The 14,128-nt window shown below is 39.2% G+C and carries 15 protein-coding genes; 5 read left to right on the top strand and 10 right to left on the bottom strand.

The window, feature by feature from the left end; all coding sequences use genetic code 11:
- Positions 1 to 24: 24 nt before the first annotated feature.
- The 3 genes from AY601_RS01500 to AY601_RS01490 form a co-directional block, all read right to left on the bottom strand.
- Positions 25 to 978 (bottom strand): transposase, encoded by a 954-nt coding sequence (locus AY601_RS01500; RefSeq protein WP_068395503.1) that lies wholly within the window; start codon positions 976 to 978, stop codon positions 25 to 27.
- A 10-nt stretch (positions 979 to 988) separates the two neighbouring features.
- Positions 989 to 1,354 carry a transposase gene (locus tag AY601_RS01495; protein ID WP_068395501.1) on the bottom strand — a complete coding sequence of 122 codons (366 nt, stop codon included), beginning with the start codon at positions 1,352 to 1,354 and terminating at the stop codon, positions 989 to 991.
- A gap of 201 nt (positions 1,355 to 1,555) precedes the next feature.
- Entirely contained in the window at positions 1,556 to 1,816 is a 261-nt protein-coding gene (locus tag AY601_RS01490; RefSeq protein ID WP_068395498.1) for a hypothetical protein, read from the bottom strand.
- Positions 1,817 to 2,576: 760 nt separating this feature from the next.
- On the opposite strand from AY601_RS01490, the gene AY601_RS01480 reads away from it, so the two are divergent.
- Positions 2,577 to 3,335 (top strand): glycoside hydrolase family 11 protein, encoded by a 759-nt coding sequence (locus tag AY601_RS01480; protein ID WP_068395494.1) that lies wholly within the window; start codon positions 2,577 to 2,579, stop codon positions 3,333 to 3,335.
- A 124-nt stretch (positions 3,336 to 3,459) separates the two neighbouring features.
- Positions 3,460 to 3,987: a hypothetical protein gene (locus AY601_RS01475; protein ID WP_157287637.1), complete on the top strand. Its 528-nt coding sequence runs from the start codon at positions 3,460 to 3,462 to the stop codon at positions 3,985 to 3,987.
- Positions 3,988 to 4,106: 119 nt separating this feature from the next.
- Here the strand turns inward: AY601_RS01475 and AY601_RS01470 are convergent, their stop codons facing one another.
- Positions 4,107 to 4,913, bottom strand: coding sequence for a helix-turn-helix domain-containing protein (locus tag AY601_RS01470; RefSeq protein ID WP_068395490.1), 807 nt, complete (start codon positions 4,911 to 4,913; stop codon positions 4,107 to 4,109).
- A gap of 37 nt (positions 4,914 to 4,950) precedes the next feature.
- Positions 4,951 to 5,850 (bottom strand): oxidoreductase, encoded by a 900-nt coding sequence (locus AY601_RS01465; protein WP_068395488.1) that lies wholly within the window; start codon positions 5,848 to 5,850, stop codon positions 4,951 to 4,953.
- A gap of 276 nt (positions 5,851 to 6,126) precedes the next feature.
- On the opposite strand from AY601_RS01465, the gene AY601_RS01460 reads away from it, so the two are divergent.
- Together AY601_RS01460 and AY601_RS01455 are read left to right on the top strand one after the other, a co-directional pair.
- Positions 6,127 to 7,026, top strand: a complete 900-nt coding sequence (locus tag AY601_RS01460) for an NAD(P)-dependent oxidoreductase (protein ID WP_068395486.1) — start codon at positions 6,127 to 6,129, stop codon at positions 7,024 to 7,026.
- The gene (locus AY601_RS01455; protein WP_068395484.1) at positions 7,019 to 7,579 is read left to right on the top strand and encodes a hypothetical protein; all 561 of its coding nucleotides are present in this window, start codon (positions 7,019 to 7,021) and stop codon (positions 7,577 to 7,579) included. Before AY601_RS01460 ends, AY601_RS01455 begins: the two co-directional genes overlap by 8 nt.
- Positions 7,580 to 7,633: 54 nt before the next feature.
- Here the strand turns inward: AY601_RS01455 and AY601_RS01450 are convergent, their stop codons facing one another.
- On the bottom strand, positions 7,634 to 8,779 hold the full coding sequence (locus AY601_RS01450; protein ID WP_068395482.1) for a fatty acid desaturase family protein: 1,146 nt from the start codon (positions 8,777 to 8,779) through the stop codon (positions 7,634 to 7,636).
- Between the two features lie 388 nt (positions 8,780 to 9,167).
- On the opposite strand from AY601_RS01450, the gene pncB reads away from it, so the two are divergent.
- Positions 9,168 to 10,352 (top strand): nicotinate phosphoribosyltransferase, encoded by a 1,185-nt coding sequence (gene pncB / locus AY601_RS01445; protein ID WP_068395480.1) that lies wholly within the window; start codon positions 9,168 to 9,170, stop codon positions 10,350 to 10,352.
- A 5-nt stretch (positions 10,353 to 10,357) separates the two neighbouring features.
- Here pncB and AY601_RS01440 read toward each other — a convergent pair whose 3' ends face one another.
- The 4 genes from AY601_RS01440 to AY601_RS01425 form a co-directional block, all read right to left on the bottom strand.
- Positions 10,358 to 11,374, bottom strand: coding sequence for a WD40/YVTN/BNR-like repeat-containing protein (locus tag AY601_RS01440; protein WP_068395478.1), 1,017 nt, complete (start codon positions 11,372 to 11,374; stop codon positions 10,358 to 10,360).
- Positions 11,374 to 11,805: a DUF2147 domain-containing protein gene (locus tag AY601_RS01435; protein ID WP_068395476.1), complete on the bottom strand. Its 432-nt coding sequence runs from the start codon at positions 11,803 to 11,805 to the stop codon at positions 11,374 to 11,376. The genes AY601_RS01440 and AY601_RS01435 overlap by 1 nt, the downstream gene beginning before the upstream one ends.
- 130 nt (positions 11,806 to 11,935) lie before the next feature.
- On the bottom strand, positions 11,936 to 12,973 hold the full coding sequence (locus AY601_RS01430; RefSeq protein WP_068395474.1) for an aldo/keto reductase: 1,038 nt from the start codon (positions 12,971 to 12,973) through the stop codon (positions 11,936 to 11,938).
- Between the two features lie 63 nt (positions 12,974 to 13,036).
- The gene (locus AY601_RS01425; protein WP_068395473.1) at positions 13,037 to 14,056 is read right to left on the bottom strand and encodes an LLM class flavin-dependent oxidoreductase; all 1,020 of its coding nucleotides are present in this window, start codon (positions 14,054 to 14,056) and stop codon (positions 13,037 to 13,039) included.
- Positions 14,057 to 14,128: the final 72 nt, after the last annotated feature.

Below are 14,128 nucleotides of genomic sequence, written 5' to 3'. Positions count from 1 at the left end.
CAAAACTTGTGGGGCTGAATTAAATCAGGCGTAAATCCGAGACAGTCTGTACAAGAAAAATTCGATATTTCTCACCCCCCTGAATTGGGATCTAAAAGCTTTGAGTTTGGCATTAAAAGATTCCGCAGAAGCATTGGTAGATCTGTTGTCGAAATAATTCAAGATCGTTTGATAGTGATTTTCAATTGTTCTTGAAATGGTATTAAAAGCTTTAAATCCCGCTTGCCTTACCTTTTCGTGCCATCTGGCCAGCCTGGCCAAACCATACACTTTATCGGTAGTTTTTTCAAAGATATTGCTGAGGTTCATACTTAAATCATAGGCCTGCTTCAGATCCGGATAACGCTCAAATAACAGATCTGCTCTTTCTTTTTGACTTTGAGTCCAATATTCAGCACGTTTATACAAAACGTATCTGCTTCTGGCCAGTAATTGCTTGAGGGTATCCCCATTAGGGAGAAAGCTGGACTGGAAATCATAGTTCCCTTTTTTCGCCTTTTCTATCGCTTCATTTTCGGCATCTAATGCTGCCCATCGGTGCTTGATTCGCATTTCCTGCAAGGCTTCTGTGGCCAGTTGCTGTACATGAAACCTGTCGGTTACCCTGACCGCAACAGGAAATGCTCTTTTGGCAATCAGTTCCATATTACCAGCCATATCCAACGTAATTTCTTTCACCTTCCGCCTTTTATTCAATGGAATTTTTCTAAGCACTTCAATGACAGTTTCTGCTTTTACACCTGCAACAATCGCTACAATTGCCCCTTTTTTGCCTTTGGCAGCTTTATTAGTGACAATGGTATAAAGCTCGCCATGGGACACGCTGGTCTCATCTATGGAAAGTTGTGTACCCAGATTGTCTGGATAAAGCAACCATTTACTGGCATGTTCTTTTTGATCCCAACTCTTAAAACCACTCAAAAAATCCTTGTACTGACGCCCAAGATTTCTGCCTTTTACTCCATAAAAGTTCCCGATCGTTTGAATATCATTCGGGGCGGTACTGACTGAGTTGTTTTAAAAAAGCCGCGAATTCCCCTGTCATTCGCGTTCCCTTAGCAACCAGGCTCCAGTCTCGGTAAGCCACTTTTCCTGTGGTATGGTTCAGCCATCTGCGTCGTTTGATATGAAAAAAGACCTGATGTCCGCGCATGGGGAAATCCTGGACGGTGATGGTAGGAAAGAAACCTTTGGACTCCAGTTTATCCTTTTCAAATGCCACTGGAATAGAATTCACCTCTTCCAGAGCAATATGTAAAATATCATGCTCTTTACGAGCAGATTTCAACTCAAAATTCTCTAATATAAAATCGGGTAATAATAAACGTAGGAGCTCTTGGTAACTTGATAACATCTGTAAAATTCAAAGCCCAAAACTAAAAATTTTCACGCTTCCCCACAAGTTTTGGTATTGATCCTCAATGGATCAATACCGGATCAAGTCATAAACTTGTGGATTAGGGATTAAATTTCAAGTTTTGTTTTTGATATTTTTTGAGTTCAAAGCAGATGGTTACGATTCTTTAATAAGCTAATTACTTCCTGATTTTATTGTTCAATTTATCCTTATTAAACGCTCCTGATTACTTTGATAAGAGATCGGCCAACGCTTCAGCGGAATTCTTAGGGGGAGGAAAGATCCTGATTTTTCCAGGCTTGCTACTTTGACGAAAGTTCTCTGATGCCTTTGGGTTTCCATTCCTTGTTTCATTGTACCCAGTACAGACCTTTTGAAACAACCAGTACGCCAAACTGCTGCTTTAAAAATGAAATCGCCCAGGATTCCCTTTGAAAATTTACCCGTTAAACTTCCCATAATAAATAAATGCCTTTCCACCAATGTAAGCTATTCGCGTTAAAGATTATCCTGATGCGTAAAAAATGTCCGTAATTGTCCGCAGCTGTCTGCAATTGTCCGCAGTTGTCCATGGGTTAGCCCAAGGGAAAATTATAACTTCATTAATCTTCAACTAGTTATGTTTGGTTGTGCCTGAGTGGTGGTCGGGATGACACCAGGTTGAGAACGGGCTTTAACTATGGCAAGTCTATGTTATTTCAACTAGTTGTTTTGACTTGGACTTGCCATGCTCTCGCGTTACTTTAGCACTGCTCTTACCCTAACGAGTACTCAGGCAGTACCCGGCCGATATAGTTTTATTATTTAGCTATTTTGAATTTATTTACGAACAGCCCGGCCTTGTTTCCCCTGAGTCATTCCCATGCAAATGGAAAGCTTTCAGCGCAACTTCCACAGGAATAAGAGCATCCGTGACAGCAAAGACTTTCTGTCTAGCGTGTCAAAATTTATGCTTAAAAAAGAGTCTGCTCCACAAGTTGATGACTTGATCCAATCAAGTGGATTCAAAAGATTTATCCTGTCCGCTCAAAAAGTGGAGCATTATGAATTGTCCAGCTAATGAACTTTAGGCAGGTTTCTGAACAGATATAAGACCTATAAACAGGGTTTAAAAATAATATAGTATTGAACATTTGTGTAACAACTTTGCCGATTATTAGCCATGTTTCATTTTCAAATATGTTTTCTTTGCTTCATCAACAAACAAACAAAACCCTATATGAAAAAACAAAATTCATTGACAAGAGTAACCCGGAAGGTTGCTTTTGGTACTGCTGCAATCATTTTGCTTGCTGGCTCTACAATGTTAACCAGCTGTAAAAAAGAGGTTAATGCAGAGCCTGAAGAGAGTGCTTCTCCCAAAGGGAAAGCTGCTGTCGAATCTTACCAATCGGGCACACATAACGGCTTCTTTTGGTCACTTTGGAAAAGTGATGGCGCTACCGGTACCGTTAATTACGCAAATGGTGCAGCCGGAAATTACAGCGTTAACTGGAGCGGATTTAATGGTAATTTTACATGTGGCAAAGGATATTCTGTAGGTTCCGCTTCCTACAAAATAGGATATAACCTTGCCAGTTATTCAAATTCTGGTGGTGGTACTTTTGGCTGGTATGGATGGAGCAGAACCCCTTATTATGAATATTATGTGAACGAAACATGGGGCAAAGAATCACCTCATACCGGCACTTTCCTAGGCACTTTTGATAGCGATGGTACAGCTTATAACGTATGGACCCGTTGGATGCCAGGTAAAAATATTGATGGTGGTGATGGTTTCAGACAGATTTACAGCTCCAGAGTTACAAAAGCTCCTACCGGACAAAACCGCGTCATTACTTTTGCCAACCACTATAACAAATGGAAAAGCTTAGGATATACACTTGGTCAGTTAAATATTCCGGCCATTATGGTTTCAGAGACATGGGGTACTAATACGAGTGGCAATATTAACTGTACGATCTGGGCACAACAATAAAGGCTGCTTTAAAGTTAAGAACAGACAAATACTGCCTGGTTTTTTGCCAGGCAGTATTTGTCTGATATTTCCTGTCATTTACCTGAACTAAGAATACCTCTTTAATATTGTTTAACAATTCATTATGATGAGATCAACACTTTATTTTCTTGCTTTTTCCATTTTTGCTCTTTCTGCCTGCAATTCCCCGAATCATAAAAACATAGCAGGAAATAAAAAATCACTGATCGGAAAATGGCATAGATTTTCAATTGCAAATGGCTATAGCGAATTTGATATTGATTCGCAATACATAGTTTTCTATAATCAGAAAGTAGGCCGGTTCAAACTTCCTTATAAAATAGAAAATGATTCTTTAAAATACCTTACAAGTCAATACGTGGCGAAGCTTACATACAATGGTGACTCCGTACTTCTTGAAGGAAACGATAGTACTAAAGCCACTTTACAAAAATTTAAAGAACAGCCTATTCCTTTTAAGACAATTCCTGAAGAAAAAGATTCTTTATCATTTAAATCCTACATTGCAGATTTTGATAAAAGATTAATCCGGGAGTTTGAGAAAGCCGGGATAAAAATTTCTGATGGTATGGAAAAGTCTGAAAGACCTGAATATAAAGAGTTGTTAAAAAGAAAGATTAATAGCAAATAAACCAGGCTTACAAATAATATGCACCGGATATTTTGCTTCTGGATATAGGTAAGGCGGTCAGTAAAGCTCCATTGATCAATGGTGCATTACTGACTTTTAAGATACAGGCACTAGTTGGTTTAAATCCTTGAAGGTGACAGCCCGTATTTTTTCTTAAAAGCGAAAGAAAAATGGGAAAGATCTTCAAAACCGACTTCCAGATAAACATCTGAAACCGCCCTTCCTTTTTCCTTGATCAAATGATAGGCTTCTTGTAATCTCCTTTGCTGTAACCACCTGCCTGGGGGAATCTGGTAAAGTTTTTCGAAGTCTCTTTTAAAGGTTGCGAGGCTTCTTCCGGTTAAATAAGCAAATCTTTTCATTTCCACATTGAAGTGAAAGTTTTTATTCATAAAGGCTTCCAGATCTATTTTTCCTGGCTCTGTGAAGTCGAATAGGGTATCTGCCAGTTCCGGATTAGTTTGCAGCAGGATTAGGATAGCCTCTCTTAATTTTAAAGACAAGAGTTTTTGATTCTCTGGTTGTTTGAATTGATAAGGAAGAAGAGAATCCATATAACTTTTATAAAGTGGATCCGGCTTTAATTCCTGAATAATCTCACTGCCTTGCTTTTTAACCTGATCATAATAACCATACTCTCTGCTAAAATCACGAAGCATTTGCTGATCAAGACGAACTGATATTGACCTGAATTCTCCATTTTCTGGTGGTATTTTAATGAATTTAACCAGGTTGTTCCTTTTGCAGAACCGAAAGTCACCTTCTTTAAAAACATGAGACTGATGGCCATCATTGAGCTGAAGAGTTCCAGAAATCTGATAACTAAAAATGTGTTCAGGTACGAACTGTTCTCCTTCTCTACTCTTGCTGAAGTAGCAGGAATAGAGTATGTGGGTCAATTTTTGATCTTCTTCTTTCTGGAACATATCAAGCTCAAATATATAAGATAAACTGGCTCCTGGTTTACGCTTTTTTCAACAATGTTTTTCCTTCTTCAGTTTCCAGAAAATTGACGGCGTTTGTGTGGTCGGTAGAGACAGATACTGGTATCCACTCTTCAAATTCTGCTGTTTTTAAAGCTTCAGCATGTTTTATAAGCCCTACAGCTTCACTGCCCAGTATCAGGTGCACTGGTGGATTTGGATGTTCAACTAAATCAATCATTACTTTCGCAGCTTTGTCAGGATCTCCCATTGGCACAAAATTACCTGCTTTAAAGAGTCCTGCTATTTGATCGACAGTAGATTCGTATCCTTCCACTGTTTGCGCATAACTCATCGAATCACCTGCCCAGTCTGTACGGAATCCTCCTGGCTCTACGCTCGTTACATAAATTCCCAAATGAGCAACTTCTTGAGCTAATGCTTCGCTAAAACCACCAAGGCCAAATTTAGCAGCTTGATAAATTGTCAGTCCGAAATGACCAACCCTCCCTCCTACAGAACTGATCTGAAGAATCCTTCCTGAGCGTTGTTTACGCATATAAGGTAAAATAGCACGCGTAATCGCAATAGGCGCATATAAATTAGTTTCCAGCTGACTGCGCACTTCTTCATCCGTAAAAGCTTCAGCAGCTCCGGTAATGCCAAAACCGGCATTGTTTACCAATACATTAATACGGCCAAAATGCCCGATAGCCGCTTTAACTGCCTGATTAATTTGATTTTGATCTGTGACTTCCAGCTTTACAGTATAAAGCTGATCCGGATATTTTGCCAGAAGGTCGTTTAATTTTTCCGGATTACGGGCTGTTGCTACTACATAAGCTCCGCTTGCGAGCACACTTTCGGTCAGGTTTCTTCCTAATCCTCTTGAACTTCCGGTGATAAACCAAACTTTTGTGGTTGTTTCTGAATTTGTCATTTTTATGATTTTATGAAGTTAAAGTTCGGAAGTATTCAAGGAGTATATTTTGTTGTAAAGCTCAATTTTTATTTGTTATAAAGCTCAGCTTAATAGCGGTAGAGGTATAGTAGATTTGTGACTTTAATTTGATATGCGATAAGAACGTGACTCTTATCTACTTACCTGTCAATTATGTGATTTCGTCGATTGAACCTCCTTTCTTTTTGTTTAACTTATATCTTACTGATTACAATTAATATATATTCGCATTTCTGATAATTAATTAACACTAACATGCGATTTGAAAAAATAACCATCATAGATAGCTGTGGCCTTACTCAGGAAATCATAAACCAGCTTACTGCTTTATCAAAAAATAAGATTAGCATCTATAGTGATTATCCTCAGGATGACGATGAAACGCTTGCCCGTATTGGAGATTCAGACTGTGTGCTGGTGAGCTGGCAAACAAAAATTACGGCAGAGATCATTGCACAGACTTCCCACTTAAAATATATTGGTATGTGTTGCAGTTTATATGACGAAGCTTCTGCAAATGTCAATATTATAGCTGCCCGTGAAAAAGGTATCCAGGTAAAAGGGGTTAAGGATTATGGGGATGAAGGTGCGGTAGAATTTATATTCGCACAGCTGATTTTCTTATTGAAAGGTTTAATAAAGGCCAGATGGAAAGATGAGCCTGTAGAGTTAAAAAATAAAAGCATGGGGATCATTGGTCTGGGAACCTTAGGACTGATGGTTGCCCAAACCGCACAGCATTTTGGAATGCAGGTATTTTATTTTAGCCGCAGCAGAAAGTACGAGCAGGAAAAAAATGGGATTACATTTTTGCCTTTAGCGGAATTAATAGCATCGTGTGATATCATCTCGACACATTTGCCAAAAAACACAGTTATACTTACAGAAAGGGAGTTTAAGTTAAAGAAACCAAATTCAATTCTTGTCAATACATCTCTGGGTGTACCTTTTGAGAAGGAAGCTTTTCTGAACTGGATTGCGGATGCAAAGAATTTTGCCATTTTCGATGCAGATGGAGTTGGAGACTTTGCAGAAGAATTTTCAGGCCATGATAATATCATTTTATCAGATCAGTTTGGAGGCTTTACGTTTGAAGCGAAACAAAGACTATCAGAGAAAGTACTGACGAACATAACCAATTACCTGAATGGTTAACAATTCTTCGATACAGTTGCTTAAAAGACTTATATTTTGGGCTTCGATAATTGTCATTGTTTGTTGGGTAATTATAGCGCTGTTCGGAAAAGTTATTCCATTGGAAATCAAGATTGGAAAAAGCGGAAACTTTCACCAGCTGTTTGTATTTTATGGATTACAAACAGCTGTGATTTTTACTTTAGCAGGTACGTTAAAAGTAACAGATAGTAAAAAGCTGCTGCTGGGAAAAATAGCTTTAACATTGGTTATTGCATTTGTTGCTGCCTTTCTAGCATTTATAACTGTCTTTTCTGGTATGTGCAGCTGGAATACTGACCGCACTTTATTTGAACAAAAAGACAATCCGGGTACTCAGATAGTTTTAAGAAGAAAAGGCTGTGGTTCTGATCAAAAGACCTACCCCATTTATAAAACTTGCAAAGTTGTATATATCACCTCCAGTTTGTTCTGGATAAATGATATAGATACCAATCGTATTGATAAAAGTTTATGGAAACGGGTCTTGATCCCGGTTAGTAAAAAAAATACTCCTGCAAATGTGCTCCGTTAATATGCCTCATTAAATCAGTTAAACTTCAGCGGTATATAATCAAACTCATTAAATTCAGAGTATAACAACAACAGTTTCAGGAACAGGATAAACTTCCCTGTTAATGTTTTTATTTGTTTGATAAGTCTCTTTTCCCAGCCTCCGCAGCGTTCGGTAATGTGATTGCAAAGCGCCTGTAAAAGTGAGACTTTCTATATAAGGAAGATTAAATTCTCTGGCGGTTTCTTTAACAATAAGTCCTATTGCAGGATAGTGGATATGACAGATCTTTGGAAAAAGGTGGTGTTCTATCTGGCGGTTTAATCCCCCGCATAAAAATGCCGCTATTTTGCTTCCTCCTGCAAAATTCGCCGTAGTTCTCATTTGATGAGCTGCCCAGGCTTCTTCCATATTTCCTTCTTTATTCGGTAATGGAAAATCTGTTCCTTCTACCACGTGTGCCAGCTGGAACACAAGTCCAAGGACTAAGCCCTGAGCAAATTGCATAGCCAGAAAACCGATTACAAATTGCCCAAAAGTAATCGGCATCACCAGTAAAGGCAAGGCTATAAAAAGGAAGTAATAGATTGCTTTATAACCAAATAGTTTGTAATATTCGACCCGGGGATGAACCACGGTATGTTCTCCGATTTTATGTTGAAAAAACTTCTTATAATCTTTTCTGAAAACCCATGATAACATAGAAAAACTATACAATATGAATGCATAGTAATGCTGATAACGTTGCAGTTTGTTAACCGTTTCGGTATCAGAAAACCGGATAAGACCTGGCGCTACGTCAATATCTTCATCATGCCCTGCAATATTTGTATAGGTATGGTGCACAATGTTATGGCAAATATTCCAGACGTATGGACTGGCGCCAATCAGATTAAACACGAAGCTGAAAATCTTGTTGACAGTGGCATTGCCCGAAAAGGAATTATGAATGGCATCATGACAGATATTAAACCCGACAAATGCACCGAACGTACCCAACAATATGGCTAGCAACAATAAGATTGGCAGACTAAGATTAGCGAAGCAAATAAGCAAATATAGTACTGTTAAACCTGTTAAAAAGAATATGGCTTTAAACCACATAGCTCCATTTGCATGGATAGAAATATTATTTGCTGTAAAATAGGTATCAACCCTTTTTCGTACCGTACTATAAAATGCAGACTGATTGGTATTAATAAACTTGACTTTTTTAGTCATCCTGTGTGTTTTCCCCGCTTCGACTTTAAGAGTCTTTATGTATTGCTGTAAATTATTATGCTGCCAATTATATTAATTGTGCCGCCAGTATTTCCGCTGTAAATATCCGCCGTAAATATAGTGTATGTTTATACCATGCCTTGTTAAGGCATCTTTATCTTTCAGTACAAAATCTTTATTATTTGATAACCAATCCCGCAGATTCGCTTGCACAACACTATAACGGTAAAGAAACTATACAAGTATATCTTCCTTGATTTTCCCGCGGTGATTCAATCCCCATTGAACTAATATATCAGTGACTGTGCCAATTAAGTTTATATTTAAGGCCAATCCATCAGCTAATGGCGCGAATTGTGTTAAGTCAGTTGATGATTAGCCTTACGATATGACTATACAACCCGTTACTTCAATTGTGTCCATCCTTGATAATGACTTTTATAAGTTCACGATGCAACAGGGCGTAATACGTTTATTTCCCTATGCCAAAGTGCGTTATAAATTTATAAACCGTGGTAAACATTCTTTTCCACCGGGATTTGGTGATACATTGCGTAAAGCCGTTAATGAAATGCCAGCGCTGCGGTTAACGCGGGAGGAAAAGAAATTCCTGCAGGTAAACTGCCCTTATCTTGATCCGCTGTACCTGGATTTTTTGGAAGGTTATCGTTATCAGCCAGATGAAGTTCATATTGAACAGGTGGGCGATCAGTTAGAAATACATATCGAAGGCTTATGGTATCGGGCTATTTTATGGGAGGTTCCAATTATGTCCTTAATTTGCGAGCTATTCTACGAGCTGACTCATGCAGTTAGAATCAGCAACGAAGAGGTCATTCAAAGAACAAGGAAAAAGATTGAAAACTACCGTGATCTTGGAGTTACGGTTGCTGAATTCGGTACACGCCGGAGGTATTCTTATGCTATTCACCGCTTAGTATTGCAAACCTTACAACAGTATGGGGAGGGCTCATTTATTGGAACTAGTAATGTGCATATGGCAATGGTTCATCAAACCAAACCAATTGGTACACATGCGCATGAGTGGTTCATGTTCCATGCGGCACGTTATGGTTTTAAAATGGCAAATTCTTTAGGTTTAGAGCATTGGGTACAGGTTTTCCGCGGAGATCTAGGGATTGCATTATCTGATACTTATACGACTGATGTATTTTTCAGACAGTTTGACAAAATGTTCTCGAAGCTATTTGATGGGGTTAGGCATGACAGTGGTGATCCGCTGCTTTTTGCGGATAAAGTTATTGCACATTATGAGCGGATGGGTATAGATCCAAAGAATAAAACTATCATTTTTTCTGATGCGCTTAATTATGAAAAGGTTGCCCGCATAGCTGGCCATTGTCGCAACAGGATTGGTATATCCTTCGGTATTGGAACTAACCTGACTAATGATGCTGGGCCTGAACCTATGAATATTGTGATTAAGATGACCCAGGCCCAACCTCAGAATGAGCAGTGGACAGATGTGATCAAATTATCTGATGAGCATGGAAAGTATACAGGTACAGAGAAAATGATTACGCTTGCTAAAGAGATTCTCGAAATTGATTAGTCAGCTTATTTGATTTTCAAACTGTAGATCAACCCTTTACCACCGGCAAGTAAAATGAGCTTGCCGCCTTTTGCTTTTTGAATGACATTAAAGCTTTCTTCAGAAATGTGATACCAATTCATTCCTCCGTCTCTGGAAACATCGGTACCTGAGGTACCAGTCGCAAAACAGGTTTTATCATCATACCAGATTACTCCCGAACGGAAACCGAATACTGGTCTGGATGGTTTTGACCATGATTTTCCTCCATCGCTGGTGAGTAAGACGTTGTTGGTGTTCTCCTTATCTTTTTCATAATCACCACCAACTACTATCCCCTGATTTTCGTTATAGAAGTCAACGGAGAATGCTCCGGTAGTGCTTTTTCCATGCAAAATCGGACAGTCATATCTTTTCCAGCTCAGCCCGTAATTGTCAGAAGCATAAATGTTTGATTTTGTACCGCCTGTAGCGATCCAGACTTTTCCACCGGGCAAGGTTTTAATTCCGGTGCCACTTGCAGCAAAACCTGCTTCGCCTGTTGCTAAAGTCTGTTCTAATCTGGAGGATACATCTTTCCAGTTACATCCTCCATCATCGGTAATAAGCAGTTGTAAATGATTTTGAATGGGATCACCAAAGATGATCCCATGTTTTTTATCCCAGAATGACATGCCATCAAGAAATATAGCAGAGTCCAGGTTTTTATAGGTTTCAGTCCAGCTTTTACCTCCATCTTCAGTACGAAGAACATATGCTGGGGAACCTGCATTGACGATTACTGCATGGTTTTTATCAAATGCTTCGATATCCCTGAAATCGAGTTTTTCATAGCCTTTGGGTTTTGTCCATGTCCACTCCTTACCTCCATCTATGCTTCTGCCAATAAATCCGTTGCTCCCACTTACCCAGGCAATGCTGTCAGATACGACAGACATCCCTCTGATACTGGTATTGGTTCCAGTACTAACAGTACTTAGTTCATAGGTTTGTGAAAATACAGCAAAGGGCGTCAGCAATAAAAGGTACAGGAGTATTCGCATTATTTAACTTTTTTCCAGACTTCAGATCTTCCAATAATCGAGATACCGATATACCCGCGCATATTCAAATCACCGTTGTCTTTAAGGTTCATATTACAGCTATAGGTTTTACCCGATTTAGGATCATAGATTTTTCCGTCAGTCCATTTACCATCCTCAAAAACAAAGTCTTTAAGCATTTCCATTCCTAATATAGGTCTTGACTTCAGTTTGGCATCAGGATTTTTTATATCCGTTTTTGCATTGCCTTTTTCATCTTTCGGAGCCTTAAGCCATACAATCTTACCGAAATATTTAGACTCTTTTTTATAAATCTCTACATGTGCCTCCCCTGTGGAGTTAACCCATTGACCAAGAATAGCATCTTTGTTTTGTGCAAAACCTGTGAAGGAGATTGCCGTAATCAGTAAAAGCAGTGAAATGTATTTCATAAGTTTATATTTAGTTTAGGCTAATTTACAAATTACACCTATTAAACAACTATGGTTTTCATTGGTTTTTTGTTTTTGTTCATTTTATTGAGCCAGCCAATCTCCAACCATAGTTGCGTTGACAGGAATATTATCCTTTATAAAATTCTGGCAATGGGTTTAATTGCAAACTTTGTCTTTGGTGCCAGTAAGGATAAACCGGCTCCAGTTGACTAGCCTCATCTAGTCTTTTCACCTGATCTGTATTCAGGTTCCAGCCTATTGCTTCCAGATTTTGTTTCAATTGCTCTTCATTTCTAGCCCCAATTACAATATTTGAAACCGTAGGACGCTGTAATAGCCAGTTTAATGAGACCTGTGCAACAGTTTTACCTGTTTCTTCGGCTACAATGTCCAGTGCATCCATGATTGTATATAAACGTTCTTCATCTAGAGCAGGTCCATGCCCTCCTCCCTGTTGTACACGGTTATTCTCAGGAAGTGGTTGGTTGCGTCTGTATTTTCCTGATAAACGTCCCGAAGCCAAAGGGCTCCATACAATCGTCCCAACTTTCTGATCGATTCCTAATGGCATTAATTCCCATTCAAATTCCCGGTCAAGCAAAGAATAATAGGCTTGGTGGGCGATATATCTGGACCATCCGTATCTTTCGGAAACTGAAAGGGATTTCATTAAGTGCCAGCCTGAAAAATTAGAGCAGGCTATATAACGTACTTTACCACTTTCTACCAGGTTTTCTAAAGTCTTCAAGGTTTCTTCAACTGGTGTAGTTGCATCAAAACCGTGCATGTGATAAATGTCAATGTGATCAGTATTCAGTCTTTTTAAACTGTCTTCACATTGCTTTAGCAAATGAAATCTGGAAGATCCCAGATCATTTGGTCCGTCAGCCATTGCAAAAGTAGCTTTAGTGGAGATTAAAACTTTATTGCGCAACCCTTTGAGGGCTTGCCCTAAAATTTCTTCCGAAAGTCCGTTAGAATATACGTTCGCAGTATCAAAAAGATTAACACCTGCATCCAGGCAAAGGTTGATCAGTCTGCTTGCTTCATCTGCTTGTGTACTTCCCCAGGCTTTAAAGAATTCATTTCCACCACCAAAAGTTGCAGTACCAAAACTTAATACGGGCACTTTAAGTCCCGATGCGCCTAATTGTCTGTATTCCATGCTATATTAGTTTAAAATCCATTTAGTCTCCTGAGAGATTTTGTTATTTGTTTGAGACGCCAGTTACCCCTTCATCAGCTCTGCAAAAAGCTGGTACGAATGCAATCTTGCCTGATGATCAAAAATGTGAGAAGTAACCATGACCTCATCAACTCCGGTCTGTTTAATAAAAGATTCCATATCTTCTTTGATAGTTTCAGGACTACCAAAAAATGAACAGGCTATCATTTGGCTCACTGCTTCTTCTTCGTAGTCAGTCCACACGTCATTCATATGGTCAACCGGAGGTTGCAGTAGTTCAAGTTTACCGGTTACAACTCCCATAAAAAAGCGTTTTAAAGAAGTGGACAGTCTGTCTGCTTCCGCATCTGTATCTGCAGCGATTACATTGATACAAGAGATTACATATGGTTCTTTAAGATGTTCAGAAGGTTTGAAATTCTGACGGTAAAGGTTGATTGCTGTCAGGAATTGTGCCGGAGCAAAATGACTTGCAAAAGCATAAGGAAGTCCCATAGCGGCAGCTAAACGTGCACTGTCAGTACTTGACCCCAGTACCCAGATTGGAATGTCGAGTCCTTCACCCGGAATTGCTCTGACACGGCTATTTGCATTATCTGCAGAGAAAAAAGTTTGTAATTTGATAATATCTTGCGGGAAGTCATGCACCGCGTTAAAGCGCTCTCCTCTGATAGCCATTGCAGTGGTTTGATCTGTCCCCGGCGCACGACCGAGGCCTAAATCTATTCTTCCTGGATATAACGAGGCCAAAGTTCCAAACTGTTCTGCAACGATTAACGGGGAGTGGTTAGGCAGCATAATTCCGCCAGAACCTACCCGGATGGTCTTGGTATTCCCTGCGATATGACCGATCAGCAGCGAAGTTGCAGAGCTGGCCACACTAATCATGTTGTGATGTTCTGCCAGCCAATACCTGGTATAACCAAATTTCTCTGCATTTTGCGCCAGATCAACGCTATTGATAAAAGTATCAGAAGGTGTCTTTCCTGCAACTACTGTTGCTAAATCTAATACTGAATATGGGATACTTGATAGTTTCTTTTGATGTGTTTCATTTACCATTATTGAGCTCTCTATTAAGACAGGATATTTGCCTGTTTTATAAAATTAGAGATTAGTAATGGTAAAAATATC

Origin of the sequence: Pedobacter cryoconitis, assembly GCF_001590605.1 — a bacterium.
Lineage (GTDB): Bacteria > Bacteroidota > Bacteroidia > Sphingobacteriales > Sphingobacteriaceae > Pedobacter > Pedobacter cryoconitis_A.
Note: the sequence above shows the minus strand (reverse complement) of the source record. Positions and strands in the feature narration are given on the sequence as shown.

Bases quoted from the DNA above. Each gene is read 5' to 3' on its own strand.
- AY601_RS01495 (WP_068395501.1), bottom strand. From the start codon at position 1,354: ATGTTATCAAGTTACCAAGAGCTCCTACGTTTATTATTACCCGATTTT.
- AY601_RS01490 (WP_068395498.1), bottom strand. From the start codon at position 1,816: ATGGGAAGTTTAACGGGTAAATTTTCAAAGGGAATCCTGGGCGATTTC.
- AY601_RS01480 (WP_068395494.1), top strand. From the start codon at position 2,577: ATGAAAAAACAAAATTCATTGACAAGAGTAACCCGGAAGGTTGCTTTT.
- AY601_RS01475 (WP_157287637.1), top strand. From the start codon at position 3,460: ATGATGAGATCAACACTTTATTTTCTTGCTTTTTCCATTTTTGCTCTT.
- AY601_RS01470 (WP_068395490.1), bottom strand. From the start codon at position 4,913: ATGTTCCAGAAAGAAGAAGATCAAAAATTGACCCACATACTCTATTCC.
- AY601_RS01465 (WP_068395488.1), bottom strand. From the start codon at position 5,850: ATGACAAATTCAGAAACAACCACAAAAGTTTGGTTTATCACCGGAAGT.
- AY601_RS01460 (WP_068395486.1), top strand. From the start codon at position 6,127: ATGCGATTTGAAAAAATAACCATCATAGATAGCTGTGGCCTTACTCAG.
- AY601_RS01455 (WP_068395484.1), top strand. From the start codon at position 7,019: ATGGTTAACAATTCTTCGATACAGTTGCTTAAAAGACTTATATTTTGG.
- AY601_RS01450 (WP_068395482.1), bottom strand. From the start codon at position 8,779: ATGACTAAAAAAGTCAAGTTTATTAATACCAATCAGTCTGCATTTTAT.
- pncB (WP_068395480.1), top strand. From the start codon at position 9,168: ATGACTATACAACCCGTTACTTCAATTGTGTCCATCCTTGATAATGAC.
- AY601_RS01440 (WP_068395478.1), bottom strand. From the start codon at position 11,374: ATGCGAATACTCCTGTACCTTTTATTGCTGACGCCCTTTGCTGTATTT.
- AY601_RS01435 (WP_068395476.1), bottom strand. From the start codon at position 11,805: ATGAAATACATTTCACTGCTTTTACTGATTACGGCAATCTCCTTCACA.
- AY601_RS01430 (WP_068395474.1), bottom strand. From the start codon at position 12,973: ATGGAATACAGACAATTAGGCGCATCGGGACTTAAAGTGCCCGTATTA.
- AY601_RS01425 (WP_068395473.1), bottom strand. From the start codon at position 14,056: ATGGTAAATGAAACACATCAAAAGAAACTATCAAGTATCCCATATTCA.